The sequence below is a fragment of the Paraburkholderia humisilvae genome (assembly GCF_902859855.1).
Classification (GTDB): Bacteria; Pseudomonadota; Gammaproteobacteria; order Burkholderiales; family Burkholderiaceae; genus Paraburkholderia; species Paraburkholderia humisilvae.
Map to the genome: position 1 here is coordinate 1 of NZ_CADIKH010000065.1, position 26,027 is coordinate 26,027.

The 26,027-nt window shown below is 64.1% G+C and carries 27 protein-coding genes and 4 pseudogenes; 6 read left to right on the forward strand and 25 right to left on the reverse strand.

Features of this window, described 5'->3' with window-relative positions:
* Window positions 1-181 (forward strand): annotated as a pseudogene (locus tag HV796_RS34550) (alpha-ketoglutarate permease); the annotation flags it as partial.
* Window positions 182-310: 129 nt separating this feature from the next.
* Here the strand turns inward: HV796_RS34550 and HV796_RS34555 are convergent.
* A complete protein-coding gene (locus HV796_RS34555) occupies window positions 311-2,044 on the reverse strand; it encodes an AAA family ATPase (RefSeq protein ID WP_175232379.1) in 1,734 nt (577 codons plus the stop codon).
* A gap of 409 nt (window positions 2,045-2,453) precedes the next feature.
* Window positions 2,454-2,624, reverse strand: coding sequence for a hypothetical protein (locus HV796_RS34560; RefSeq protein ID WP_175232380.1), 171 nt, complete (start codon window positions 2,622-2,624; stop codon window positions 2,454-2,456).
* Window positions 2,625-2,801: 177 nt separating this feature from the next.
* Here HV796_RS34560 and HV796_RS34565 point away from each other — a divergent pair, with 177 nt between their 5' ends.
* Window positions 2,802-3,035, forward strand: coding sequence for a hypothetical protein (locus tag HV796_RS34565; protein WP_175232381.1), 234 nt, complete (start codon window positions 2,802-2,804; stop codon window positions 3,033-3,035).
* A gap of 73 nt (window positions 3,036-3,108) precedes the next feature.
* On the opposite strand, the gene HV796_RS34570 is transcribed toward HV796_RS34565, so the two are convergent.
* Window positions 3,109-3,561 carry a hypothetical protein gene (locus tag HV796_RS34570; protein WP_175232382.1) on the reverse strand — a complete coding sequence of 151 codons (453 nt, stop codon included), beginning with the start codon at window positions 3,559-3,561 and terminating at the stop codon, window positions 3,109-3,111.
* Between the two features lie 153 nt (window positions 3,562-3,714).
* Entirely contained in the window at window positions 3,715-4,164 is a 450-nt protein-coding gene (locus tag HV796_RS34575; RefSeq protein ID WP_175232383.1) for a PRC-barrel domain-containing protein, read from the reverse strand.
* Between the two features lie 125 nt (window positions 4,165-4,289).
* Between HV796_RS34575 and HV796_RS34580 the strand changes: the two genes are divergently transcribed.
* Complete coding sequence (locus tag HV796_RS34580) at window positions 4,290-4,499, forward strand: hypothetical protein (RefSeq protein ID WP_175232384.1); 210 nt, start codon at window positions 4,290-4,292, stop codon at window positions 4,497-4,499.
* A gap of 134 nt (window positions 4,500-4,633) precedes the next feature.
* Here HV796_RS34580 and HV796_RS44415 read toward each other — a convergent pair.
* Window positions 4,634-4,853, reverse strand: a pseudogene (locus tag HV796_RS44415) (uracil-DNA glycosylase family protein); the annotation flags it as partial.
* Window positions 4,854-4,875: 22 nt separating this feature from the next.
* Window positions 4,876-5,382: a PRC-barrel domain-containing protein gene (locus HV796_RS34585; protein ID WP_377694605.1), complete on the reverse strand. Its 507-nt coding sequence runs from the start codon at window positions 5,380-5,382 to the stop codon at window positions 4,876-4,878.
* 282 nt (window positions 5,383-5,664) lie between these two features.
* Between HV796_RS34585 and HV796_RS34590 the strand changes: the two genes are divergently transcribed.
* Entirely contained in the window at window positions 5,665-6,621 is a 957-nt protein-coding gene (locus HV796_RS34590; RefSeq protein WP_175232399.1) for a sensor domain-containing diguanylate cyclase, read from the forward strand.
* Here HV796_RS34590 and HV796_RS34595 read toward each other — a convergent pair.
* Together HV796_RS34595 and HV796_RS34600 are read right to left on the reverse strand one after the other, a co-directional pair.
* Window positions 6,603-7,077 (reverse strand): annotated as a pseudogene (locus HV796_RS34595) (methyl-accepting chemotaxis protein); the annotation flags it as partial. The gene HV796_RS34590 and the pseudogene HV796_RS34595 overlap by 19 nt on opposite strands.
* A gap of 138 nt (window positions 7,078-7,215) precedes the next feature.
* Window positions 7,216-8,820, reverse strand: coding sequence for a GMC family oxidoreductase (locus HV796_RS34600; protein WP_246356194.1), 1,605 nt, complete (start codon window positions 8,818-8,820; stop codon window positions 7,216-7,218).
* Between the two features lie 169 nt (window positions 8,821-8,989).
* On the opposite strand from HV796_RS34600, the gene HV796_RS34605 reads away from it, so the two are divergent.
* Window positions 8,990-10,162, forward strand: coding sequence for a GAF domain-containing protein (locus tag HV796_RS34605; protein ID WP_175232387.1), 1,173 nt, complete (start codon window positions 8,990-8,992; stop codon window positions 10,160-10,162).
* A gap of 239 nt (window positions 10,163-10,401) precedes the next feature.
* Here HV796_RS34605 and HV796_RS44420 read toward each other — a convergent pair whose 3' ends face one another.
* The 4 genes and pseudogenes from HV796_RS44420 to HV796_RS34625 all read right to left on the reverse strand — a co-directional run bounded on the left by HV796_RS44420 (window position 10,402) and on the right by HV796_RS34625 (window position 14,990).
* Complete coding sequence (locus HV796_RS44420; RefSeq protein ID WP_246356195.1) at window positions 10,402-11,478, reverse strand: glycosyltransferase family 2 protein; 1,077 nt, start codon at window positions 11,476-11,478, stop codon at window positions 10,402-10,404.
* 159 nt (window positions 11,479-11,637) lie between these two features.
* Window positions 11,638-12,153, reverse strand: a pseudogene (locus HV796_RS34615) (TolC family protein); the annotation flags it as partial.
* Window positions 12,154-12,396: 243 nt separating this feature from the next.
* Window positions 12,397-13,986, reverse strand: a complete 1,590-nt coding sequence (locus tag HV796_RS34620; protein ID WP_343053052.1) for an FAD-dependent oxidoreductase — start codon at window positions 13,984-13,986, stop codon at window positions 12,397-12,399.
* A 269-nt stretch (window positions 13,987-14,255) separates the two neighbouring features.
* Window positions 14,256-14,990 carry a Pr6Pr family membrane protein gene (locus tag HV796_RS34625; protein ID WP_175232388.1) on the reverse strand — a complete coding sequence of 245 codons (735 nt, stop codon included), beginning with the start codon at window positions 14,988-14,990 and terminating at the stop codon, window positions 14,256-14,258.
* 163 nt (window positions 14,991-15,153) lie between these two features.
* On the opposite strand from HV796_RS34625, the gene HV796_RS34630 reads away from it, so the two are divergent.
* Window positions 15,154-16,302 carry a GGDEF domain-containing protein gene (locus HV796_RS34630; RefSeq protein WP_175232389.1) on the forward strand — a complete coding sequence of 383 codons (1,149 nt, stop codon included), beginning with the start codon at window positions 15,154-15,156 and terminating at the stop codon, window positions 16,300-16,302.
* Here the strand turns inward: HV796_RS34630 and HV796_RS34635 are convergent, their stop codons facing one another.
* From HV796_RS34635 to mscL, 13 genes are all read right to left on the reverse strand, one after another.
* On the reverse strand, window positions 16,303-16,770 hold the full coding sequence (locus HV796_RS34635; protein ID WP_175232390.1) for a hypothetical protein: 468 nt from the start codon (window positions 16,768-16,770) through the stop codon (window positions 16,303-16,305). It lies immediately after the preceding gene.
* A 60-nt stretch (window positions 16,771-16,830) separates the two neighbouring features.
* On the reverse strand, window positions 16,831-17,268 hold the full coding sequence (locus HV796_RS34640; RefSeq protein ID WP_246356196.1) for a DUF4279 domain-containing protein: 438 nt from the start codon (window positions 17,266-17,268) through the stop codon (window positions 16,831-16,833).
* Window positions 17,255-17,587 (reverse strand): hypothetical protein, encoded by a 333-nt coding sequence (locus HV796_RS44425; RefSeq protein ID WP_246356197.1) that lies wholly within the window; start codon window positions 17,585-17,587, stop codon window positions 17,255-17,257. The genes HV796_RS34640 and HV796_RS44425 overlap by 14 nt, the downstream gene beginning before the upstream one ends.
* The gene (locus HV796_RS34650; protein ID WP_175232391.1) at window positions 17,566-18,141 is read right to left on the reverse strand and encodes a hypothetical protein; all 576 of its coding nucleotides are present in this window, start codon (window positions 18,139-18,141) and stop codon (window positions 17,566-17,568) included. The genes HV796_RS44425 and HV796_RS34650 overlap by 22 nt, the downstream gene beginning before the upstream one ends.
* A 199-nt stretch (window positions 18,142-18,340) precedes the next feature.
* Window positions 18,341-19,132 carry an ABC transporter ATP-binding protein gene (locus tag HV796_RS34655; protein ID WP_175232404.1) on the reverse strand — a complete coding sequence of 264 codons (792 nt, stop codon included), beginning with the start codon at window positions 19,130-19,132 and terminating at the stop codon, window positions 18,341-18,343.
* An 8-nt stretch (window positions 19,133-19,140) separates the two neighbouring features.
* Entirely contained in the window at window positions 19,141-20,046 is a 906-nt protein-coding gene (locus tag HV796_RS34660; RefSeq protein ID WP_175232392.1) for an ABC transporter ATP-binding protein, read from the reverse strand.
* A 3-nt stretch (window positions 20,047-20,049) separates the two neighbouring features.
* The gene (nikC, locus tag HV796_RS34665) at window positions 20,050-20,976 is read right to left on the reverse strand and encodes a nickel transporter permease (protein WP_175232393.1); all 927 of its coding nucleotides are present in this window, start codon (window positions 20,974-20,976) and stop codon (window positions 20,050-20,052) included.
* 106 nt (window positions 20,977-21,082) lie between these two features.
* On the reverse strand, window positions 21,083-22,171 hold the full coding sequence (locus HV796_RS34670) for an ABC transporter permease (protein WP_175232394.1): 1,089 nt from the start codon (window positions 22,169-22,171) through the stop codon (window positions 21,083-21,085).
* 74 nt (window positions 22,172-22,245) lie between these two features.
* Window positions 22,246-22,494, reverse strand: coding sequence for a hypothetical protein (locus tag HV796_RS34675; protein ID WP_175232395.1), 249 nt, complete (start codon window positions 22,492-22,494; stop codon window positions 22,246-22,248).
* Window positions 22,455-23,852 carry an ABC transporter substrate-binding protein gene (locus HV796_RS34680; RefSeq protein WP_175232396.1) on the reverse strand — a complete coding sequence of 466 codons (1,398 nt, stop codon included), beginning with the start codon at window positions 23,850-23,852 and terminating at the stop codon, window positions 22,455-22,457. Before HV796_RS34680 ends, HV796_RS34675 begins: the two co-directional genes overlap by 40 nt.
* Window positions 23,853-23,921: 69 nt before the next feature.
* Window positions 23,922-24,500 carry a D-alanyl-D-alanine dipeptidase gene (gene ddpX / locus HV796_RS34685; protein ID WP_377694590.1) on the reverse strand — a complete coding sequence of 193 codons (579 nt, stop codon included), beginning with the start codon at window positions 24,498-24,500 and terminating at the stop codon, window positions 23,922-23,924.
* 359 nt (window positions 24,501-24,859) lie between these two features.
* Entirely contained in the window at window positions 24,860-25,114 is a 255-nt protein-coding gene (locus HV796_RS34690) for a hypothetical protein (protein WP_175232397.1), read from the reverse strand.
* Window positions 25,115-25,304: 190 nt separating this feature from the next.
* Window positions 25,305-25,763 carry a large conductance mechanosensitive channel protein MscL gene (gene mscL, locus HV796_RS34695; RefSeq protein WP_175232398.1) on the reverse strand — a complete coding sequence of 153 codons (459 nt, stop codon included), beginning with the start codon at window positions 25,761-25,763 and terminating at the stop codon, window positions 25,305-25,307.
* Window positions 25,764-26,027: the final 264 nt, after the last annotated feature.

Genomic DNA, 26,027 nt, shown 5'->3' on the forward strand with positions numbered 1-26,027 from the left:
GTATGCGGTGGCCAATGCGATCTTCGGCGGCTCGGCTGAATATGTCGCGCTGTGGCTCAAGCAGGCGGGCATCGAGTCGACGTTCTTCTGGTACGTCACTGCGATGTGCGCGATCGCGGGGCTCGTGTCGTTCAGGATGCGCGACCCGTCGAAGGTCGGCTATCTGCGCGACGCGCCATAAGGATCGTTCAAGGGCGCGGGACTATCGTGCGGGTTGCAGGGCGGGGAGGGCGGTCAGGTTCGTGTCGTGTGCGCGCCAGAGCCTTGCGACCCCGCCATCGGATATCGGCTCGACATCGAGAGCATCCGTTTACGCGGAACCGACGTCCGACTTGTAGACGTAGTTGACAGCCTCCGGGTGCTTCTTCAGATATTCGTCGACTGCTTCGTCACGCAATGCGTTGGCGGCTTCGCGTTGCCTCGATTCTGCGAGTTGATCGGCGAGGTTGCCGACGCAAATGCCCGTGATCGCCAACCCGATCGACACGAACGGCCCGACAATCGGAATAAATGAGGCCATGCCGCCGATCATTCCGATCGTGCTACCAGCAAGCCGCAATCGGTCCCCCTCGGTCAAGGATCCATCTTTGACCTTCCTGATGTAGTCGTCGATGCGGGCGCCGAAGTCGGCTGCGGCAAAGGCGGTGTTGAGCGCGGCCGGGCCGATCTGGGCCTTCAGTGCCGGCGAAATCTTCAACCATTCGGGCAAGTTGGCGGTCGGCTCCGAAATGACATTCTGATATTTCATGAACTGCGTGCGGTAGTCCGCTTTCAGTTTCTCCAGTGTCTTGACCTTCTCTTCCTGCGTCAGTGTTTCGAGATTGGCGACGCTTTTCGCCGCGTCGAACTGTTTGCCTAGTTCCGCGAGATCGGGAGGCGTGTCTTCGGCGAGTATCTCGAAGCTTTGTGCGTGTTCTTCTTCGCGACGGCGGTAGGACAGCAACCTCGCACCGAGCCTGTCGGCGGCGTCTTTCGCCGATAGGCTCGCGACGTCGGGGTCGGTGTATTTCCCGGATTTCAACTGCTCGCGAATGTCGTTCGACTCCTTCTCCATCTGCATGTAGTCCGACTCGTCTTGCGCCTTTCTCATCGCAAGGTCTTGTTTGGCGGCCGTGGCAAGTTGCTCGGCCGCATCGAGCCGAGCCTCCGCCTGAGCGGACAGCTCGACCAGTCGCGCGGGTTTGCGGCCATCCGGCGTTTTTTCGAGCTCGGCGATGATCTTCTGCTTTTCCTGTGCCCGCATGGTGTTGAGCTGTTCGTCGAGCGTCGCGTTGTACGTCTGCATCCCCTGTTTCATCAAGTCCTCGTGCTGCTGTGGCGACATCGGCGGAAGATGGGCAAGCCTCGCCTCGACATCCGACTGGAATGCACTCTGTGGAATGGGAGCGTCCGTTCCCGCTTCATGGATGACATCGCCTGTTGAAGTCGATGGCGTCGGCGGCTGCAGCGCACCCACGGAACGGCCCGTTTGGCTCAATGCCGTTTGCCATTGCTTCACGAGATAGTTGCCGAAGTCGGCGCCAAGGCCCGCGGTCGACTCGGTCAACCCCTGGCCGATCGCCGCGCTTGCCGACACGATATCGTCGGTTGCATCCTGGCCCGCGCGTTGTTTGGCTGCAGCGCTGGCGATCAGCGACGCCGCCTTTGAAAAATTTGCGATCGCCGAGTTCAGCCGCGTCAAGCCGAGTGTGCCCAAGCGAATGCCGGGCGGCACGAAGCCGCCGTCCACCTGCAGCTTCGAGAGTACCGTGTTGAACACAAGCTTCGAGTTGTTGAAGCGGCTTTCACCGAACAGGAGCTGTCTCACGATAGTGCTCGCGTACTTCCCGTACGCGTTGTATTGGGCAAGCGTGCTGGCCGCACTTTGCTTTGATGGATCGGGTTTAGGTACGCCGGACACAGCCGGCGTATCGGATGTCTGGCCCTTGAGCGGTCCGCCGCCCCGGGTTGCAAACGAGCGAGGCTGCGCTTCGCCGGAAGTTCGCGATGCTTCCGCCTCGTCGTTGAAGTCAGGTCTGACGTGTTGCGCGTTGTCGATCTTCATTGAGTCTCCCGTTTCTGTGGTACTCACAGGCATTGTCGAAAACCGTTATGCTGAATTGCTATTGATGATTCTCGGTCTTCGCACGGTCAGCAGGGACGTGACTATGCATTTCCGTGTTCTCGCGGTGGGTTTGATCGTCGTTCTGGTTTGTCCCAGGGCGGTACGCAACGCATGTGTCAACACATCGCGGACCGCGCCGGCGCATGCTGGCAACGCTTAACGCACACCGCTGCAGGAGGCAATCGGAGGGGCGGCCAGGGAAAGACGGGGCCGCCACGGTTCATTCCATCAGGCATGGCGATGAACCACGCGCAACGGCGCTCCCGCGCCGACAGCCCGGAGCGCGCGGTTCGCCAACGCAGTTCGCCACTACAGGAACGCAAGCCGCGCAATGGCTTGCGTCACACGCTCAGCCAACCGGGGTTTCGCCTTCTCCGGGCTTCTTGCCCGGCTTGTCCGATGGCGCCTGCTTACGGCCCTGATCGTGCCGCTCGGGCATCTTGCTCTTCTGGTTGTCGTTGTGCCTGGGCTGGCTCGGATGGTGAACATCGCCGCCCGGTTGCGTGGTCGCTTGAGTCATCTCACCGCTCCTTTGAAGACGTATCCGTTAGCGAATCAGCAAACGGCGGTCCCGCGCGATCGCCAATGCGCGGACCTGCGCGAGTCCGGCATCGCCTTTTGCTAGACTCGAATTCCGGCCAGCCCGAGCATGCGCCGTCCGACGTACGCAGTCGCACCGCCCACGAGGAGACAATCGATGACGACGAAAATCGCATTCGAAGATTTCGAGCGGCAGGTCGTGCAACGCCATCTGATCAAAGGGCACGTGTACGAGAACGCAGCGGCACTCGTCGAGCGCGCGAATGCGTGGATTGCAGAGAGGGGAGTCGACGTCATCAATGTGGAGAGCCTGTCGACGTTCGGTTCGGGCGATGACACCAGCGTGAGTCACTGGTACTCGGGCATTCGCGTCTGGTATCGCGCGCAGTGATGGCGCGCCGCAGTCGTCGGCCACCGGACCAACAGAATGGGCTGCCGAACCGCAGCCGAATGCAAACGCGCGGCTATTTTCCCGACACCACGAGCTTCAGTCTGGACGCACCGGCAGTCGTCGCGGTGATCTGTGTGCGCGCGTCGCGTGCGCCAATGTAGAAGTGCTGGGCCACCGGCGAGTTGATGTCGTGCGTCGCGTCCGGCAGGCACGACGCGATATCCGCGGCCACCGCCTGCAGCGCCGCCGCGCTTGAGCCGGCGTCGCTGTGCGGTGTCCACACACATTGGTAGCTCGCGTGTGTGGCGCTGCATTGTGCGTCATCCCCGTACGGCTGTGCGACACCCTGGCCGTCGGCCGGCGATAGCTGCGTGAAGGCGTCTGGCGCTGCCGCGATGATCCGCTTGAGCGCGGCGCACGGGCTGGGCGCGTCGTCGGCATGCGCCGCCGCCGGTAGCAGGGCAGCCAGCGACACGGCCACCGCAGCGGTGACGACATTCAAATAGCGCGAGCAGGGTGTTTTCATGGGCGCCTCCTCGGATCAAAGCGGCTCACGAACCGTTTCCAGCACACTTTGTTCCCGCGCTCAAACGGCGCCAGGACGATATACAAGCGCCGTTGCATCACGCGAAGACGGCGTGGGAACGCGCCGTCTTCAGCGGGCCGGACCGGCGCCGCGTTACTGCGCTTGCGATTCCATCTTCTGCGGCTTCTTCGGCTTGTCGACCTTGCTGTACTGGAACGCCGGCGTCGCCTTCAGCGCGTCTTTTGTCGCGCCGGACAGATAGAAGTTGCCGTCGTGGAAGTCGAGCGCCTGGATCGGCACCGCGACGTTATGCGACGCCACGCCGAGGAAGCCGCCCGTCGACACGACGGCTGCGGACACCGAGCCGTCCGGTGCGATCACGATGTCAAAAATCGAGCCGATTTTCTCGTTTGAATCGTTATAGACCGGCTTCCCGAGGATGCTCTTCTTTGCACTCCAGCCTTGCAGCAGCGCCTGCGACTGCGCAACGGTCACGCCGAGCGTTTGTGTGCCGGCCACCTGTGCGTGGGCGCTGGCTGCGGCAGCGAGCACCGCGGCGGCGGTAGCGGTGCGAATCAACGCGGCTGGGAAAAACGCTTTCATATCAACTCCTTTTAGTTAGCCCAAGTGGGCGAAAGCAACAGATAAATCGACCTAAGCGGTTACCCCTAGGTAAAAACCCTTATATAAGATAGAATGGCGCCGCTTGCCAAAATCTGAGAATCGTCATGCCGCATCAATATCAAGTATTTGAAAGGATTGCGTTTTCGCTGGTCGTGCTGTCCGCCGTCGTCTGTTCGTCGTTTATTGCGTACGAAAGCAGCCCTGGGCTGCAGAACGCAGTCAAGGTCACGAAGAGCCTCGATTGGACCGCCGACTATTCGGCTGTCTGCATTTCGCCTGCGACGAGTCCCTGCACCCAGTTTCCGGGCGACTGAGTCCGGCGAGCGCGACCACCCGCTACCGTACACGGTCGGGCGCGATTTTGCAGTGAGGGTCAGGTAAGCGCGGTCAGCGCGTATGCGTGAGCGCATCGCGCGCGAGTTCGCCGGCCTCGCGCAACGCTTTCACCATTGGTCACGTAGAGGTTCGTGCGGTCGAGGCGCGCGCCGGCGAGGGCGTCGTCGAGCAGTTGCCCGGCAGGGCCGACGAAAGGCTTGGCGGTGCTCTCCGCTGTCACCCGGCAGTTCGCCAACCGTCATGATGGGCGCATGCCGCGGCCCGGCGCCGGGCACCGCCTGGGTCGCGTCGCGCCATAGCGCGCAGCGGCGACACGCGTCGGGGCGTGCCGGCTACTGATGCGGGTCGGGTAGTTTAGCGGCGCAATTCACCGCGTCCGCCTTCGAGCGCGTCGCCCATTTCAGCGAGCGGGTCCGGGAATGGATCATGCAGCGCAGCGCGCGCACCCCAGTACGGCTCGCTGCCGTAATAATCGTGCAGCGACGCGGCCCATCCCCGATCCGCCATCGAAGGCCAGTGGTCCTGATCGAAGCCCGGTGCGTCCTTGATATGCTGTGCAGCGACGTTCAGCACGAAGCACGCGCGGCCGGTGTCGAGCGTGAGCGCATTCCAGGGAATCGCAAACAGCTTGTCGCCGATGCCGAGCAAGCCGCCGCTCGACATCACCACATACGCGATGCGTCCGGTACGCACGTCGAGCATGATGTCCTTCACCTTGCCGGCCGTTTCTCCGTCGGCGCACAGCACCTTGTTGCCATCGAGCGTCGCGGCCGCCATCACCTCGGGCCCGGGGCCCGCGGTAGTCGCAGCCCCTTTGCCGATGGCACGCGCGCCCGTGTCGCTGGCCGGCTGGTTGAGCATGGTCATGATGTTTCTCCCTGTTGATTCTGTCGGTAGCCACGCATGCCCGGTCGTCCATGTCCGGCTGGCGCCGGATGTCGAGCACCAGCTACGCCGTCGGAATGTGCAAGCGGTATGCCTAAAACCGTGAGCCGCGTAACCCGAAACGCAGTGACTGCGACTTGCTGAGACTCGCGCGCAGCACGCGAGTGATGCGAATCGGGTACATCCACGCACCGGCGAATTTGCGGAATTCTTCCACTAGAATTCCCAATGGTCTCGGACAAACACAATGGAATCCGCATCGTGGAACCCGCACTCCCTGCGAACGAACCCGCGCGGCTGGCAACACTGCATTCGCTGCATATTCTCGACACGCCCGCCGAAGAGCGTTTCGATCGCCTGACACGGTTGGCGAAACGGCTCTTCGGTGTGCCGATCGCGGCCGTTTCACTGGTCGACAGCGATCGGCAATGGTTCAAGTCGTCGGTCGGACTGTCGGTCCCTGAAATGCCGCGAAAAATCTCGTTTTGCGCGCACGCGATACTTGGCGACGGCATCATGCTGATCGACGATGCGCGCAACGATCCGCGTTTTCACGACAATCCGCTCGTGACGGGCGACCCGAATATCCGCTTCTACGCGGGCTATCCGCTCGAAGCGAACGATGGCAGCCGGCTCGGCACGTTCTGCGTGGTCGATATGAAGCCGCGGGTACTGAATCAGGAAGAGCTGGATCTGCTGCGCGATCTCGGCGAGATGGCCGAACAGGAACTCGTGTCGTTCCAGCTCGCGATGACCGACGAACTCACCGGTCTGTCGAACCGGCGCGGTTTTCAGGTGCTCGCGCAGCATGCGTTGAATATGTGCAAACGGATGGCACGGCCCGCAACGCTGCTCTTTTTCGACATGAAAGGCTTCAAGCAGATCAACGACACATACGGCCACGCGGAAGGCGACCGCGCATTGATCGGCTTTGCGCAGGTATTGCGCAACGCATTGCGGGAGAGCGATGTGATCGGGCGTCTCGGCGGCGACGAGTTCGCCGTGCTGCTGACCGACTGCGACGCCGCGGTGTACGCGCAGGTGGCCGAACGGGTGCGCGATCAGCTCGATACGTTCAATCGTGAAGCGCAGCGCGGCTATGACGTGCGGTGCAATGTCGGCCAGGCATCGTATGAGCCCGACAGCGGCAAATCGATCGACGACCTGCTATCGGTGGCCGACGCGGCGATGTACGTTCACAAACGCGCGTCGTAGCGTAATAAGGAACCGCGGCACGATGACGCTGCGGGTTCAGGACGCGAGCGCAGCGCAGCGCGTTTTGCGTGGTTACGCCACGGCCATCATCGGCATGCGCGCATGCGCGGCCGCATCGTCCGCGAGCTTGAAGACCGAAACCGCATCGCGCAGCGCGCGCGCCTGGTCTTCCAGCGACGCGGCAGCGGCGCTGGCCTGTTCGACGAGCGCGGCGTTTTGCTGCGTGACCTCATCCATCTGCGTGACCGCATGCGACACCTGGTCGATGCCGTTGGTCTGCTCGTGAGTGGCGGCGGCGATATCGCCCATGATGTCCGTGACGCGCTTCACCGAGCCGATAATCTCCGTCATCGTCTCGCCGGCTTCGCCGACCAGCGTCGTGCCGACCTTGACGCGCTCGACCGATTGCTCGATCAATTGCTTGATCTCCTTCGCGGCGCTCGACGAGCGCTGCGAGAAGCGGGCGGTGTCGACATCGAGTGGGCAACGGGTCGCTGGCAGCACGGGCGCTGGGCCGATTTCGACCCCACGCGCGCACCGGCGGAACTCGGTGGAAGCCGCACCGGAGCCGCACCGGAGCCGCGCGCGCGACGGCTACGCGCGCCGCGTCGTCGGCGACGCGCCGACCGCATGGTCCGCGAGAATCATGTCGGCCGCGCGCTCGCCGATCACGACGCACGGCGCCATCGTGTTGCCGCTCGTGATTTCCGGCATGACCGATGCGTCGGCAATGCGCAGGTTCTCGATGCCATACACGTTGAGCCGCGCGTCGACCACCGACAGCTCGTCGCGCCCCATCTTCGCGGTGCCGCACTGGTGCCAGTAGGTGATCGCCGCATTGCGCGCGAAGTCCCGCAGCGTGGCGGCGTTCATCCTGCCCGGCAGCCTTTCGCGGCTGACGAGACCACTGAACGCTTTGCTGTTTCCCAACTCGCGGCACAGTTCGATATTCGCGACGCCGGCAGCGAGGTCGTCCGGATGCGACAGCGTGTTCGCGTCGATCAGCACCGGGTCACTCACGTCGGCGCCCGACAGCCGGACTTGCCCGCGGCTTTTCGGATGGGCGAGGCCGGCGAACATCGACCAGCCATGCTCGGGCATGCCGAGCACCGCGGTCTCCGGGCTCGCGATCGGAAACTCGAGCTGGCAGTGGAACATATCGGGCACGGCGAGACGCGCGTCGCTCGACCAGTAGAGCGTCGCTTCGGACCCGCTATTGCTGATTCCGTGCGGCGTGCGGTATTCGAACACACAGCCGAACGCTACGTGATCCTGATGATTCTGTCCGACACCGGGCAGCGGATGAACCACACGGATGCCGTGACGTTCGAGTTCGTGTTGCGGGCCGAGACCCGACTGCATGAGCACCTTCGGCGTATGGATCGCGCCAAGCGACAGGATCACTTCCTGTTGCGCGAGAATGCGCCGGCGTCCGCCCTGCGCGACGACCTCGACGCCGACCGCCGCCGTGCCGCGCAGCAGTACCTTGCTGACGAGCGTGCCGGTCATGATCGTCAGGTTCGAACTGACGCTTTGCGGGTCGCCGATATACGAGCGGAAGATCGACTGGCGCCGGCCGTTGCGCACGATGAGTTCATTGATAGCCGCGCCGCCTCGGCCTTCCATCATGATGCCGTTCGGGCTGTCAAAGGTGGGCAGCCCAAGCTCGCGCGCCGCATCGAGCAGCGCATAGGCGGCCGGGACCGGGTTGCTCGACGGCTCGACGTGCACCGGGCCGCCGATGCCGCGCCGTAGCGGATCTTGCGCGCCTTGCCAGTCTTCAATGCGCCGGTAGATGCCGAGCACCGACGGATACCCCCATGCCGGGTCGCCGGCCTCGGCGGCGAAACGCTCCCAGTCGTTTTTGTGGCCGCGTGCCCAGAGGCCCACGTTGATACTCGAGCCGCCGCCGAGCACCTTGCCCATATTCAGCGGAATCGCGCGGCCGTTCAGATGCGCATTGGGCTGGGCGGTAAACGCCCAGTCGCGCTCGGAGCCGAGATTCAACGGCCACTGAGCGGGTGTCATCACTTCGGGTACGTCGTCGCTGCCACCCGCTTCGATCAGCAGCACGCGCACGCGCGGGTCGGCGGCAAGGCGCGCGGCGACGACCGAGCCGGCCGGCCCGGCGCCGCACACAATGAAATCGTAGTGGTCGGACGCGGGGCCCGCATTCCGATCGGGCAGGGACGGGTTCATGGCGGTCATGGATCAGGATCACGGGGTGGGGAATACCAGACTACCAAATGAGTATCAAATCTATCAAATAATCCAGTTATGTTTGATTTTTATTGAGAATATGGTGATAGTGAAAGCTTTTCGGGCAAGGGCCAGCGAATCCATCGCGATACCGGCACAATCGCCTGTTATGGAAAACGACGTTCTCACCACTTCCGAGGCGGCCCGGCTGATCGGCGTGTCGGTTCGCACCGCGCAACTGCTGATCGAGGGCGGCACACTGCGGTCATGGAAGACGCCGGGCGGGCATCGGCGCGTCTACCGCGCTGATGTGCTCGCGTTGATCGCGCAGCACGACGAGGCGCCGCCGTTCAGTTCGGCGCGCGTCGTGCTGGTCGCGTCGCAGGCGCGCATTGCGGAGTGTGTCGAGTGGCTGTCCGCGATCGATGGGTGCACTGTCGACGCGTATGGCAACGCGCAGGACGCGGCGTTCGCTATCGGTTTGCGGCTGCCGGCGCTGGTGGTCGTCGATCTGCGCGACGGCGGCGATGACATCGGCGGCGAGCGTGCCGCGCGAGTCGAATTCGTCGCGCGGTGCGCGGCGCAACCGGCGCTAGGCGCATCGCACATCGTCACGCTCGGCGGCGAGCCGGATGGTCAGACAGGCGATGGGCCAGGGGGCAGAGCGGATGCGGCGTCCGAAGAAGACGCGCGCTCGCCTGCCAGAATCACGGGTGTCGCGCATGTGCAAGCGTTGCCGGCGGTGGTGCGCGATCTGCTGCGCGATCGTGACGCGGCGGCTGGCCGGCCCGATCCAGCCGCGCCTTACCCGGTTGCCGCGAACGAAGCGCAACGCCTGATCGCACTTGAGCGTGCGGGGCTGGTCGACACGGCGCCGGAAGAGGCGTTCGACCGCCTGACCTGGCTTGCGAGCCGCACGCTGAACGCGCCGATCGCGCTGTTGACTGTGCTCACGTCGCAACGGCAGTGGTTCAAGTCGAGGCAGGGCTTGCCCAACTTCACTGAAACGCCGCGCAGCTGGGCATTTTGCAACCACACGATCCTGCAGCGGGACGTGCTCGTCGTTGCCAATCTGGAACACGATGCGCGCTTCGCGGATAATCCCGCGGTCGCCGGTGGCCCGCGTTTCCGTTTTTATGCGGGAGCGCCGGTGGTCGATCAGGACGGGTTCGCGCTCGGCTCGCTATGCGTGATCGACTACGAGCCGCGTACGCTCGATGAAGAAGGACGCGAGGCGCTCGCCGCGCTCGCGGCGCTCGCATCGGATGAACTGCGCTTGCGTGCGACAGACCGGCAGTTGCGCTGGGCGCTTGATGCGTTGAGCCGCCGGTCGAAGGGATGACCCGGGCGCTGCGCGCGCTTCGCCGGTGAGCCGGCGGCGTCTCGGCGCGGTCGCGTGGCTGCGCACACCTCCGCGGCTCCACCTGGCTGATCGCACCGGGCCGGCCCCACCTCCGCGGACTCACCCCTGCGGACTCACCCCCGCGGTCCCATCTCCCCGGACTCACCTCTGCGGACTCACCTGGCTGGCCTTACCTCGCGGTCGCACTTAGGCGGCCCCACCGATTTCCGTCGAAACGGTTAGTGATCGTGCGAACGCGGCTCGGCGACTGTGTGCTTCGCGTGCTGCGCATCGCGTTCGGCGCGGCCGCGGCGTGCAAGACGGCGCTCCGCGGCCTGCGCTTCGGCGCGCATCGCGAGCACCTGCGCATTGACCCGGTGCCGGTTCGCCAGCGCCCATCCGATGCCAGCGATCATCGTCCGTCCATCGCGCCACACCGTATGCTCGCGCGCAAACATCGCGAGCGCGCCGAAGGTGGTGCGGCAGACGTCGCGCCACGGCAGGCGCAGCCATGCGATCCACGCCGCGTTACGTGCGAGCAGGCGCCGTCGTAACGCGGTGTCGGGGTCGCGGTTCGCGCTTGGGTCGCGTACGCGGCGTGCGCGCTTGACGCCGCGTGCGCGGTTATCCCTGCGGCCATCCCCGCCGTCGTCGCCGCGGTCGTCCCCGCAGCGATCGCCAACGGCGGACGCCGCGCGATGCACCGTCAGGTCCCGGCAATACACGATCGCGTAGCCCGCGCTCAATACGTCGAGAGCAAGCAGCGCTTCCTCGCCGCCGGTGAAAAGCCGCCGCTCATACCCGCCGACCGCCCGAAACACCGCAGTACGAAACACGCAGGCACCCGCAAGGTAACCGGTCAGCGTCGGCCCCGGCGCGCCGGGCGTGGCGAGCGGGCTCGCGGCCATGCGCATGCAGGCTGCGTCGGTCGCGCCGTTTTCGCCGGCCACCATGCGTGCACTGAGCACCGCAACCTGCGGCGCGCCGTCGAGCAGCTTCACCGCCTGCGCAAGCGAGCCGGGTTCCCACCAGCTATCGTCGTCGCAGAACGCGACATAGTCCGTGCGCACGCACGCCACCGCGCGGTTGCGGCCCGCGGCGCCCAGGTCGGCGCCGCACTGGACCACGCGCACCTGCGGAAACAGCATATCGACGAGTTTGACGGTGTCGTCATGCGACGCGTTGTCCGCGACGAACAGCGGCGGCTGTTCGGGCAGAGACGTGAGCCGCGCGAGCGTGCCCACCAGTTGACCGGCGCGATCATGCGTCAGTACGACCACTGAAATGCGCGGCGGGGCGGGCGTGGGTCTCTGCATGATCGATCTGCCGAGGAGGAGACGATATCGATGCGCGATAGCTTGTCGCTGTGCGCTAACCACTCATTGCAAACGATATACCTGTCGGCCGCGATAGTGTGTGTTCTTTGTCGCGCTGGCCGGCGCATTTCGCCATCACAGGCGCGAAATGCACTGCAATCAGCGGGCGGCGGGCGCGTTCAGTGCCTGCGCCGCGGGAGGCGCGTCAACGGAGGCGGGCGCGTCAGGCGCCCGCGGCGACACCCCGGACCGGGCAGCCGGCGTGAGCGTCCAGCCACCGCCGAGCGCCTTGTACAGCGCGACGAGATCGGTGCTGACCTGGGTTGTGCTTTGCGTGTACTGCTGCCGGACTTGCGACAGCTGCCGCTCCGCATCGGGCACATTGATGAAGGTCGCCAGTCCTTTCCGATAGCTTTCGCGCGCAACGTCGAACGCGTCCTGCTGCGCGGCTGCGCTGCGCTCGAGCGACGTGCGCCGCGTCTGGTCAGTCCGGTAGACGGCCAGCGCGTTGTCGACGTCGCGCAGCGCGAGCAGCACTGTGTTCCGGTATTCGAGCGCGGCCTGCGCCTGCTGCGCCTTCGAGACGCGCAGGTTCGAAACCAGTGCGCCACCCTGAAAAATCGGCAGCGAAATCGATGGACCAAACGAATAGAACACACTCGACCAATGCGCGAGCGCGTCCTCGATCGGTTCGTCTGGTGTGGTGGGCACGGTCGCGCTCTGGTTGTTGCCGCGCTGTCGGGTATCCGACGTCAGGAGCCTCGCGACTGGCGCTTCGATCCGAAACACACGACGTTCTTCCTGTCGCGCGACGGGGTGACGCCCGCTTGCTCGCACGGCCAGATGTCACGCTGGCGCGAGCGGCTCTTCAGCGGGATAGCGTTCCTGCGAGCGCGGAGTACAGGGCTTACGCACCAATCAACCGTCGCGCCTCATCGCGCCCAAGCGGCTCGCGCATCGCTTCGGCCAGACGCGCGAGTTCAGTGTCGCGGCGCACCCCAGCGCGCCCGCGACAAAACCATGCTTGCACAGCAGCGCGACAAACTCATACGTATCCGGCGAGCCGGTCATCACCGTTTCGTCCCACGATTGCGGATGGCCGAGATAGTTGAAGTTTCTGTCGAAGTGATCGGTCCAGAAAAACGGCACAAGCGCTTCGCCATCGCCTGCGCCGGCCATCGCACGCGCCGCCGCACGTCCGAGCTGCTGCGCGACGCGCCAGTGCTCGATGCGCACGCGCCGGTTGTCGCCGTATGGGAATGCGGCCACGTCGCCCGCCGCGTACAGGTTGTCCGCGACACGCATCGTCGCATCGACGTTCAGTCCGCCGTCGTCGTTGTGCGCGACGCCGGTCACGAAATCGGTGGCGGGGGCGACGCCCGTTCCGGCGACGATAAAGTCGCAATCGAGCTTATCGCCGCCGGAGAGCCGCGCGCGCAGCGGTTTGCCGGCCTCGACGCCTTCGATCTGCGTGCGCATCCGGAACGTGGTGCCGTTCTCCTCATGCAGTTTCATAAAGATGCGGCCGAGTTCGGCGCCGAACTGCTTTTCGAACGGCACCTCAGTCGGCGACACGACCGTCACGCGCAACTTGCGCTTGCGCAGCGATGCGGCGACTTCGAGCCCGATAAACCCGCCGCCGAGCACGACCACGTGTTTAGCCTGCGCGGCGAGTTCGGCCAGACGCGCCGCATCGGCGCGATTGCGCAGCAACAGCAGCCGCTCGTTGAGCGCCGGGTCTTCGCTGCCGCGCAACGGCGGCATCTTGGGTGTGCCGCCGGTCGCGATCAGCGCGGCGTCGTAGCGTAGCAGCGGCTTGCCGTCGAACTCGATTTCACGGCGCTGCGCATCGAGCCGCGTCGCGTGCGCATGCACGCGCTCAATCTGATGCTGTTCGAAAAAGCCATCGGGCAACAGCGGCGGCACCGCGTCGATTTTCATTTCACCGGACGGCACGAATTTGCTCAGCACGGTACGGTCGTAGGGTGCGTGCGCGTCGTCGTCGATCAGCACGATGCGCTCGCGATAACCGAACTCGCGCAGCGCGGCGCACGCGGCGGTGCCGGCCGCCCCCGCGCCGACGATCGCGAAGATGCGGGGCGTGGCCGTTTTCGCCGGCCGTGCTGCATCGCTTCGCTGCGTGGCCGCATGCTGTGCTTCGATCACGCCGTCTGCGGCGTCGACCGCTGGTTCGGCCGACACGAACACGTCGCCACCGTCGATCTTCACCGGATAGCGTGTCAGCGGCAGCAGCGCCGGCGGTTCGACCAGCGCGCCGCTGTCGATTTCGAAAGTCGCCTTGTGCCACGGGCAGATCAGCCGTCCGTGGCAGACCGCGCCTTCTTCGAGCGGCGCGCCCGCATGCGGGCAATCGGCGCTGTATGCGTGAACTGTGTTGCCCGTGCGGATCAGCAGGATCGGCGTGTCGGCGAGCTTGACGCGGCGCGGGCGGGCTTCTTCGAGATCGGCGAGGGCGGCGACCTTTTGCATCGGCTCAGAAGTGGGCATCGGAAACCTCATGTCGGTCGTAGAGGGACGATCGCGAACGTGCGCGATCGGCAGCGGACGGCTGGATGCCAGCAGGCGTCGCAAACCGTGTGCCGCTGTTTCCCTTTCACGGTATCGCGCGATCTGTGCCGGCAGCGCGGCGTTTGTGCGCCACGCGACGGCCGTGTCGATAGCGGCGCGCGCGGCGGCGTCGGTGACACGCTCGCGGCGCTCGCAATCGTTTGGCGACGGTGACGCCCGATCGGCGCGCGATGCCGCGCGTTGCGCCGCTAAGATCCCGCGTCCTGCCGGACGTTTTGCACAGCCGAGGAATCGCGCGAGCGCGGCCGCCGATGATTGATCGCGAGAAACATCGCCATCAGCCCCAGAAACGCACAAACCAGCAGCGTTTCGTTGATCAGCACGCGCTCATAGCCGAGTTCGAGCACATCGATGAAAGGGTACGGATAGAAGTCCGACAGCCTGCCGCGCAGCATCGTGACCGCTATGTAGGTGAGCGGATAGACGAGCCACAGCAGGCTTTGCCTAATCGTCAGATGAAAGCGCGGCACGAACAGCAGCCAATAAAGCGCGGCAAAAATCGGCAGCACGGTATGCAGGCTTTCATTGACGAGCGACCGGTAGCCCGATGGTGTCCACAGATGCCGCAGCAGCAGGTTGTACGCGAGGCCGACAAATACCATGTATACGACGGTCGCCGTGACCACGGTCGGTGCGCGGAAGAACCGGCCGAGCGGCGTCGACGGGCGCAGCGCCACGCAGGTGAAGCTGAGCGCGCACAGCAGCGCCGTCAGGTTGGTCAGGTAGCTGCTCATCCGTTCGAGCGCGTCGAGCAGGCCATAGCCGCGTACCGCAAGCCGGCCGATCGTAATGTCGGCTTGCGCGGCGAGCGCGAGCCATGCGATCAACGCGATGAACGCGGCGGCGCTCAGCGACGCGCCGCTCGGCGTGTGCAGCGGCAATTCGGGTTCGTTGCGCGCGGGCAGGGTCGGCGGTTCAGTCATGCGAAGATTCTAAACGCGACATGATGCTCATGTTTTCAAGAAATGCCGCGTTTGTGCCGTAAACTGTCTGACACGTTCTCTATTGCGCGGCAGCGCCGGCCCCGGCGCGGCGCTGCAAGCTTCCTGCAACCTCCGCGGCGCTTTGCGCTGCATTGCACCGCCCATGCTAGACCCAGCCAGTATCCTGATCGTGACGGTGCTCTCGGGCATCATGAGCATGGCCGTGCTCGGCTCGCTCAGACCCGCGGCGATTCCCGGCATCGGCTACTGGATTCGCGGCAATGCGCTCGCGATCGTCGGGCTGATTCTGTTCGCACTGCAACGCAGCACGCCGCTGTATCTGTCGGTGATGGTCGCCAACGGCGTCTTTTCCATAGCAGTGCTGCAGATGCTGCAGGGCTGCCGGCAGTTTTTCGGGCGCAAACCCGTCGAATTCGCCGAATACGTGTGCTGGGCCGCGATGATGCTCGGCTTCCTGTGCTGGACGTATGTGGTGACGGACATCAACGCGCGCATCGCCAGCTCGTCGTTTTTCCACGCCTATGTGTACGCATCGGTCGCATGGATCACTTATAAGGGTCATATTCCTGGGCGACCGAAGTACAGCTATCACTTCGTGACCGCGGCCGCATCGATCGGCGCGCTCGGCCATATGTCGCGCGGGCTGATCTATGGGCTCGGGCTGGTGCACCAGACCACGCTGCTGCAGGCGAACGTGGTGAATATCGCGTTTCTCGGGCTGGGCATTCTCGCGCTCCCGTCGCTGTCGATCGGCATGGTGATGCTTGCGCACGACCGCATGGCCGAGCGTCTGGAGCGCTGGGCGAACATCGACGAGCTGACCGGCGCGCTGACACGCCGTGCGTTTCTCGCGCGCGCGGAGGCGCGCATCAGGCAGGTGCTCGCGAATGGCACGCGGCTGTCGATCGCGATTATCGACATCGACCACTTCAAGGCGATCAACGACGAGTACGGTCATGCGTGCGGAGATGAAGTGCTCGCGCATTTCGGTCGCGTCGTGGCGGCCAATATCCGTTCGTCGGACATCTTCGGGCGGCTGGGCGGCGAGGAGTTCGCGGTGCTGTACCCGTCGACCGGGCGCGGCGATGCGGTCGAACAGCTCGACCGGCTGCGCGCGACGATTGCGGCCGCCGGCTGCCGGCTCGCGGATGGCGAATTGCTTGTCTATACATTCAGCGCGGGCGCGGACGAGTACCGGCGCGATGAGACGCTCGCGCATCTGATGGCGCGCGCCGACGCGGCGTTGTATGCGGCGAAGGCGCGGGGGCGCAACAGGGTGATGGCGGGGTGATCAGGGCTCGCTGCGGTTGTACGGCCGCACGGCGCCGATGACGACTTCCTTGCAAGTCACGCGAATATCAAGCCCGATGTTCGGCATGAGGTCGAAGGCGACCAGATTATCGGCGGCATCGGATAACGAAATCTCCATGATGGAAGCCTCTTCGAGCATGGCGTTGACATCGATCTCCGCTGATCTGATGTCGAGCAATTCCACGATCACCAGATAGTCGGAGTGGCCGTCGGTACGGGGTTTCCCGTAACGGTTATGGAGCACTTCAAGCCTGATGTCGGTCAGATAGCGAGCGCGGCCATGCGGTAACGGCTTTGCGTCCGCTCCTTCGAATGAGCGCCGCTTTCTTTCCATGCAGAAGGTCGCCACGGCGGAATCGTGAAAGGATGGATATTCATCGAAGACTTTGAACAGCAAGTCGTTGTTTTTTGCCCGTTCCCAGCCAAAGGTCTTGTTCTGGTTTTGCATCTGTCCTTTGCGTGGTCGAAGTATCGCGACTCGCCTATGCCGGCAAGAATTGACGCGATGCTAGCGATACTCGTCAATCTCGACCGTGCCGCCGATCGATTCCATCATTGCCTTGATATCGTCGGGGACACAAGGCACACGGTCCCCCGTGTAGTTCTCCCAATAGCAGAAAAACCGCATGTGCGCGCCAACGCGCGCAACCGCTTCGCGAAGATCTTCACGCGGCAACCCAAGCCGCTCGATCAGATAACGAAGGTGGGGCTCGAGCAAATCGCTTTTGACCGCGGATTGACTTCGCACGCCCCATACGCCTGTACGCCCTGGCATACTGCTGGTTCGGCCGGATGACGTGACGAATGGCTCGCCCTTGACGATTGCTGTATCAGGTTCAACGCCGAAATACCGTGTCCAGAATTCGGGATTGACGTCATCGCCGGAGATTGTGAATGATGCGTGCGCGAGTTGATGTGAGTCCATATCGGCCTTATCGGTAGTCATGCATGTTACCTATGATCCGCCCATTGAATTCCACGTCGCCGTTGTCGTGCCAAATGACGTTGTTTGCGCCGCCCAGATTGAGGCTGTCCTTCATGGCGTGGATCATGTCACCGAAGGTCTGGCGACCGTATCCGAGCATCTTCGCCGCGTAGTTGGGATTGTTCGTGCTGGCTGCCGGTTGTTCGACGTCGTGGCTCAATGGATCCGGCGTGTACTCAAACGCGTGTGCATCGCCGAGCGGTGTTATTCCGGTGCCGTCCTCGTCGTCGCCATCTGCGACTGCGGATGCGCAGAGCGCTAAAGTGCCGGCCGCACCCACTGCAACGCCAGCGACGTCGAGCCATTTCGTGCGTCGCTAGCGCTTGTGCGCTCGACCGCAGTTGCCGTGCCGACAGCCGCTAGTCCACCACTTTCTGCCGCCGACAGCCGCCCAACATAGGGAGTGACCTGAACCGCAGGACTGCTGCCGCCTGACGGTGGCCATCGAAGTGGCGCGGGCGTCGGTCGATATGTGTGCGTCGGTGAGCGCCGTTCCCGATCGACGATGGGTACCACCCGCCCATCTCTTACAGACTGCTTGAGCATGCGTTCGATACGCGCGTTATCGGTCGGTAGATTCCAGTGCGCGACTTTCAGCAGGTCGCGCACGAAAGAACGGATAGCCTCAATCTCGCCGCGTATCAGTGACCGGAAATCGTAGTTTGGCCGGAAGTACAGGTCGAAGGCGCGGCGGTCCGCTTCAAGTTGCTGCAACTCGTCGCCTTTCACAAAGCACAGCCAATCGCCAGACGGGCTGCGGTATTCGTTCGCTGGCACAAGTATGCAATTCCAGGTGCCAATATCCAGTGGAACGTGGAGCCCGTTATAGGACATGGCCTGTCTCCACCCATGCAACTTTCAATGCCATCGACATGTGCCGCACCTCCGGATCGGTCTGAGGGGCGTATACGTATCGCAGGGCTAGGTGGCAGATTGCAAAGATTCGTCAAAGCGTTCAACTAGGTGCAATGCCTTGATGTGCTACCGGTGAGATTTAACGGACGGCTCGACGCGGGCGAAGTTTTCGTATCCTCTACAACGCCGCATCAACACCAATCGCATCCGCCGCATTCCGCCTATATCCCGCGGTAGCCACCAGCAGACTACGCGTATAGTCGTGCCGCACCTGTTGCGCGCGCACCGCCTCGATACCCAGTTCCTCGACAATCTCGCCATCACGCATCACCGCGACGCGCGAACACAGAAAGCCCACCACCGCGAGATTGTGACTGACGAGGATGATCGTCAGATCGCGCTCGCGCGCGAGACGCCGCAGCAAGTTCAGTATTTCCGCCTGCACCGACACGTCGAGCGCGGAAGTTGGCTCGTCGAGCAGCAGCACGCGCGGCTCGACGATCAGCGCGCGAGCAATCGCCACACGCTGCCGTTGCCCGCCCGAAAGCTGGTGCGGATAGCGGAATCGAAACCCCGGCCCGAGCCCGACTTCACGCAGCGCGGCCGCAATCCGTTCGTCCTCGCGATCGAGCCGGTTGATCGCGAGTGGCTCGCGCAGCGTCTGGTCGACAGTGAAGCGCGGATGCAGCGACCCGTACGGGTCCTGAAACACCATCTGCACGTGGCGCTGCAACGTGCGGTCTTTCGTGCCGCGCCGCTCGCCCACCGCGTGTCCACCGACCGAAAGCCGGCCGTTTGCCACGGGCACCAGCCCCGTCAACGCACGCAATAGTGTCGATTTGCCGGACCCCGATTCACCGACCAGACCGAACGCTTCACCCGCACCGACCTGAAAGCACGCGTCGCGCACCGCGTCGAACGAGCCGGTTTTCGTGCGAAAGCGAACGGTGACGGCATCGACGCTGATCATCGGTTCGTTCATGTCGCGGCTCCTCGTGCAGCCTCGCGCGGATCGATCAGCCAAGCCGGATCGCGCGCGAGCACCGGCAATTCATCCGGCGGGTTCGCCAGCGGCGGATTCGCGGCAAGCAGCCCGCGCGTATAAGGATGTTGCGCGTGCAACAGATCGCGCGCCGCGCAGGTTTCGACGACACGCCCCGCCACCATCACGACGACGCGGTCGCAAAACGACATCACGAGCGGCAGATCATGGCTGATAAAAATCAGCCCGGTATCGTGCTTCCCGATCATCTCATCGAGAATCGCAAGCACCTGCGCGGCGACCAGCACGTCGAGCGCGCTGGTCGGTTCATCGGCGACCAGCAAGCGCGGGCCGCTCGACACCATCATCGCGATCATCACGCGCTGCCCCATGCCGCCCGATAGCTCGTGCGGATACGCATCGGCGACGCGCTCCGGATTGCGAATGTGCACCGCGGCCAGTGCTTCAACGATCTTTTCACGCATTTCGCGGCGGCCGGTTTTCGGCGCATGCAGCGCGAACGCTTCGCGCATTTGCGCGGCCACCGTCATCACCGGGTTTAACGAATATTTCGGGTCCTGCAGGATCATTCCCATCTGTTGCCCGCACAACCGGCGGCGCTTGCGTGCGGACAGCGCGAGCAGATCGGTGCCGTCAAAGCGCAGCGTCTTGGCGCGCAGATGCGCGGCGGGCGGCAGCAGCCCGAGCAGCGCGCGGCCCGTCAGCGATTTTCCCGAGCCGGATTCGCCGACAATGCCCAGCCGCTCGCCCTTATTGAGCGTGAGCGACACACCGCGCACCGCGTCGGTGAGCACGCCGTCGTGGCCGCGAAACGCAATGCGCAGATCGTCGATTTCGGCGAGCGGCGCCGCAGCGGTGCGGGATGGCGATTGAGGTCCCATCGGTCAGTCTCCGTGGCGCGGATCGAAGACGTCGCGCAAGCCGTCGCCGAGCAGATTGAACGCGAGGCTCACCGCGAGAATCGCGCAGCCGGGAAGGGTCGCGACCCACCATGCATTGAGCAGCACGTTGCGCCCCGACGCGACCATATAGCCCCATTCAGGGCTCGGCGGCTGCGCGCCCAGCCCGAGAAAACCGAGGCCCGCGACGGTCAGGATGATGCCGGCCATATCGAGCGTCGCGCGCACGATCACCGACGACGAGCACAGTGGCACGATATAGCGCAGCAAAAGCCGCGTGCGCGACGCGCCTTGCAGCCGCGCGACGTGGATAAAGTCCGCATCGACGAGGCGCAGTGTTTCGGCGCGCGCGAGCCGCGCGTAAGCCGGCCACGCGGTGATCGAGATCGCGATCACCGCGTTGATCACGCCGGGCCCGACCGCCGCCGCGAAGGCGAGCGCGAGCACGATCTTCGGAAACGCGAGCGCGATATCGGTGACACGCATCAGCAGCGTGTCGATCCAGCCGCCGAAGAAGCCGGCGACCGTGCCGATCAGCAACCCGATCGGCACCACCACAACCACCACGAGTATCGCAATCGATAACGTAATACGCGCACCGTAGATCAGCCGGGACAGGATGTCGCGGCCGAGCTGGTCGGTGCCGAGCCAGTGCGACGCCGAGCCGGGCGGCAGCAGCCGGTCGGACAGCACCTGCTGCAGCGGATCGTGCGGCGCGACGAGCGGCCCGAATGCGGCGAACACGACAAGCAGCAACAGGATCGCGAGGCCGAACAGCGACAGCGGATTGCCGGCGAAACGCCGCCAGCGTCGATATGCGCGGCCGAGCGCGGCCTGGTGGCGCGACGCGGGAGTGTCGCTGGCCAGCCACGCGCGCCAACCCGCTGCGCGTGGCGGTGGCGCGGCGCTCATCGGGCCGTCCTGCGGCGCCGCAGCCGGCGATTCAGGCAACGTAGTGGGTTCGGATGAAGGGCGTACACGGCTCATGAAAGGGAACGGAAAGTCAGGCTGCGGTGCATCAGCGGGCTCGCGGATCGAATACGCGATACAACGCGTCGGTCAGCAGATTGAGCGCGATAAATGTCGCGCCGATCACGAGCGTGCTGCCCAGTACCGCATTCATATCGGCGTTCAGCAGCGCGCCGGTCAGATACGAACCGATGCCGGGCCATGCGAACACGATCTCGGTGAGCACCGACCCTTCGAGCAGAAAGCTGTACGACAGCGCGATTACGGTCAGCAGCGGCACCATGATGTTGCCGAATGCATGCCGCCAGATCACGCGCCGCTCCGGCAGGCCTTTCGCGCGCGCGGTCGTGATGTATTCCTGGCTTAACTGATCGAGCATGAACGAGCGTGTCATGCGGCTCAGATACGCGACCGAGTAGTAGCCGAGAATCGCCGCGGGCAGCGCGATATGCGACAGCGCATTGAAGAACACCTCCCACTCGCCGGCGATCAGCGCATCGATCAGCAGACTGCCGGTATGCGTGTCGACCATCCCGTCATAGACCGGGTCGATCCGGCCCGGGCCGGCCACCCAATGCAGCCGCGCATAAAAGAGCAGCAGCCCCATCAGCCCGAGCCAGAACACCGGCACCGAACTGCCGATCAGACCGATAAAGCGCGCGACGTGATCGACCCAGCGGTTGTGCCGCACGGCCGCGATCACGCCAAGCGGCGCGCCGACGAGCACGCCGATCAGCGTCGACAGCGTCGCGAGTTCGAGGGTCGCGGGAAACACGCGCTTGATGTCGTCGAGCACCGGGTTGGCGGTCAGCAGCGAGATGCCGAGGTTGCCGTGCAGCACGTCGCGCGCGTAGAGCCAGAATTGCACCGCGAGCGGGCGGTCGAGACCCAGCTGCGCACGCGCGGCCGCATACGCGGATGCCGATGCGCGGTCGCCGACCATCGCGAGCACCGGATCGATCGGCACCTTGCGGCCAATCACAAACGTGACCGCGAGCAGCCCGACAAACGTGATCGCGAGCGTGATCGCCCAGCGCAGCATGCGCAGCGTCCAGCGCATGCCCGCGTGCCGCGCGCGCAGCCGGTCGAGCGGGGTGCGTGGCGCGTGCGGGGCGCGCGGGCTAACGGGAGTCGACATCACGGCTTCCTTGCGTGGCGGCCGCACCGCGTAGGGCGGGCGGCCGTGTCGGCGTCAGTTTCGGGTTGCGTCGTCTACTCTTTCTTCAGATGCAGATACGACACGAGATCGTTGATCGGGCCGACTTCGATGCCACTCACACCCGGCCGCATCGCAACCTGCGACACCTGCTGGAACATGATCACGAACGGGGAGTGCGCGAGCATCTGCTTCTGCATCGTCTGGTACAACTGCGCGCGTTGGGCCGTCGACGATTCGGCAAGCGCTTCGTTCGTCTCTTTCGTCAGATCGGGAATATCCCACGAATTGCGCCACGCGAGCATCTTGTAGCTCGACTTGTCGGAGTTATCCGGGTTCCATGCAAAGCCCTGCGCATTGCTGTGCGGGTCGATATAGTCCGCCGACCATTCGCCGATATAGATATCGTGCTGACGTGCGCGGTATTTCGCGAGCGTCTGTTTGTTGTCGCCGGAATGATTTCGACCTTGATGCCGCCCTGCGCGAGATTCGCCTGCACCGCCTGCGCGATCTCGCTGTACGGGTAACTGCTGCGCACTTCCATGGTCACGCTGAAGCCGTTCGGCAGGCCGGCCTTCGCGAGCAGCGCTTTGGCCTTCGCGACATCCTGGTGATACGGGTTGTCGTTCAGCGCGCCGAGAAAGCCTTCCGGCAGAAAGGTCTGGTGCACCTTGTAGGTGGTCTTAGCGACGTTGGTCTGGATGCCGTTGTAGTCGATCAGCCACTTCATCGCCTCCTGCACGTCGGGCTTCGCGAGATTCGGGTTTTTCACGTTCAGGCCCAGATACAGCAGCGTCGCCTGGGGGACGGCCATCACATGGGCTTTGCCCGATTTTTCGAGCGCTGCGAGATCGTCGGGGCTCAGGTTGCGCGCGATATCGGCATCGCCGTTTTCGAGCAGCAGGCGCTGGCTCGCGGCTTCCGGCACGTGACGCAGCACGATGCGTTTCATCGCGAGCGGCATGCGGTAGCCGTCGTAGCGTTGCAGGATCAGGCTGTCGTTCGCGGTCCACCTGACGAGCTTGTACGCGCCCGAGCCCGCCTCGTTGGTGCGCAGCCACCCGTTGCCGTAGTCGTTGTTCTGCTGGTGCGAGAGCAGCAGTTGCCGGTCGACCACCGACGCGGGCCACGCACCGAGCACGTTCAGCACGAAGGTCGGCGCGTATTTCTGGTCGGTGGTCACGCTCACCGTCGTGTCGTCGATCTTCTTCACGCGTTGCAGCACGTTGTCCTTCGTGAGGCCGATGCCTTGCAGCACCGCGGCCGCGCCCTTGTCGAGCAGCACGGTGCGCTGGATCGACCACGCGACGTCGTCCGCGGTGAGCGGATTGCCCGAGTGGAACTTGAGCCCATTTCGGATCCTGAACGTAAAGGTCAGGCCGTCGGGGCCCACGCTCCACGATTGCGCGACGTCACCGTTGAATTTCGACGGATCTTTCAGGTCGACGCGCACGAGCCGGTCGTAGGTATTCGCGATGTACTCTTCCGGCACGAGCTCGTAGACTTCGCCAGGATCGAGTGTCGAGAACTCGTCGAGCATGGTCGCCATCACCAGCATGTCCTTCGGCGTCGCCGCGTGGGCGGGCGGCGTCGCCGTCAGCGAAAGTCCGAGCGCGCCGGCCAGTGCGGTCGCGGCGAGCGCGTTGCGCAAAACCTGTTTCATCCGTGTTCCCCTGAAAGGTCGTGACGTCCTTCTGGATTTTCGAACCTTGCGTGTTTGACGCCGCGGTGCCTACATGAGCCGCCATGGGCCGCTGTCCGCGTTGTCGATCAGCGGCAACGCGAGCGCCCCCGGCAATTCGTAGTGCCACCATTCGCTTTTGATGTGCGTGAAGCCCGCCGCATGCATCACGCCGAGCAGCATCAGCCGGTTGCGCTGCACGTGCGCCGGCAGACCCGGATGAAAGTGCTCGGATTCGACCGTCATCGCATCGAAGCCGGTGCCCATATCGAGCGGGGCGCCGTGCGAGTCGACCAGCGTCAGGTCGACGGCCGCGCCGCGGCTGTGGTTCGAGCCGCGCGTCAGATCGGCGATATAGGTCGGATCGGGCAGAAAGTCCCACAGCACCTGTTGCGCTTGCGGCGGACGGTACGCATCGAAGATGCGCAGCGTGAGGCCGCTTTCACGCGCGATCGCAATCGCGGCGCGCAGCGCGACCTCGGCCGGTTCGAGCAGCAGACAATGCGCGTACCGGTAGATCGGCTTGCCGGTGAGGTTGTGCCCGGTCGCGTAGACCAGATCGATGTCGACACCGTGTGTGTCGCGAGTGATCGGAATCAGGCGTGAACGGGGACTCAGCGGTTCGGTCATGAAGGGTGGCGGTTTGAATGACAGGAAGAGGGGAAGCGACTCGAGCGGGCTCGCACAGCCCTTCGCGGTGATGCGGATCGGCGGTTCGCGGTGACCGGCAACGCGCTAGCCAGGCCGGACGGTGCGACCATCGACTTGACAGGCAGAGTGACACGGGCGAATGCATCGACGCAATCGACCGTGTCCGACCCGACTGCGAGATCGGGCAGGCTCACAGGCGATGCGGGCGCGAACGGGTTCGGCATCGCGAAGCTGGGTTAGTTATCTGTCATTGGTCTTCGGAATGACATGCATCTAACTAGGCCAATAAAGTGTGCGCTAGCTTAAAAAATCAATTGGCGTTGCCAGGCTAATAGGCTTTAAGGGAAGACGTGACACGATGCGGCGGCGCGCCGCGACCGCTTGTGACGCGTTGCGCCGCACGCTTGCGGCCCGGCTTTCTGCCCGCTCACTGTTCGCTTCCCGCCTGTTTGCGGCGGCGCGCGGTCCGGTTCGGGCTCGGGTATGCCGACGTCAGGCACATCCTCCGGCGTGCCGGGGCCTGGGTCGGGCGGTATCGCGGGTTGATCGGGAATGGGCGGGTCCGACGCGGGATCGGAGGCGAGGTGCGTCATGGGCAGTCTCCTTGTTGCAGTGCACGCGACGTGATGGCCGCGCTGCATGGATGAGCTGGGTTCGTTGTACTCAGAGCATCTGGCGTTCCCACAGCCCGCGCGCATTGCACTGCCGCATTGCATGCGCATGTAGCAGCCATATTGGAGTCACATATTGCAGTCACGCATTGCAGCCGCACACGGCATCCGATCACGCGCGCTGCTTCTGATCCTTCAAGGTGTCGCGAATCTCGCGCAACAACAGCACGTCCTCGGGCGGCGCCGGCGGCTCGGCCGGTGTTCCGGTCTGCTCGAGCTCACGCAGTTTATTGATGAACTTGACCAGCAGAAACACGATAAACGCGAGGATCAGGAAGTTGAGTACGACCGTCGCGAACGATCCATAGCCCAGCACCGCGACGCCTGCCGTCTGCAAATCCTTGTACGAGTCGGGATTGCCCTTGAAGGTCGCCGGCAGATGGCCAATCCGGATGAACCGGTTCGAAAAGTCGAGATTGCCGGTCACGCTCCCGGCGATCGGCATGATCAGGTCCTTGACGATCGAGTTGACGATCGTCGAAAACGCACTGCCGATGATCACGCCGACCGCGAGATCCACCACGTTGCCTTTGATCGCAAACTGCTTGAACTCCTGAAGGACGCTAGCCATGGTGCTTTCTCCGTGTTTGCCGACGCTCATCGCTAGCGAATTGCATTCCCGGCGGCCGGTGTGTCGCGCGCCGACGCAGTGACCCACATCGCACGGCATGGGTGTAGTCCGTACGACAGCCCGCACGAACGTGCGCAAGTCGCGATTGCGCGGACTATTGACCTTTCCATAAATCATGACGTCACCACAAGGTTGCCTGAATCCAGCACGCGGCGATGATCGAAGGTCGGTGCTGAGCGCTTTTGAGCTTGTTGCGAGCGACGG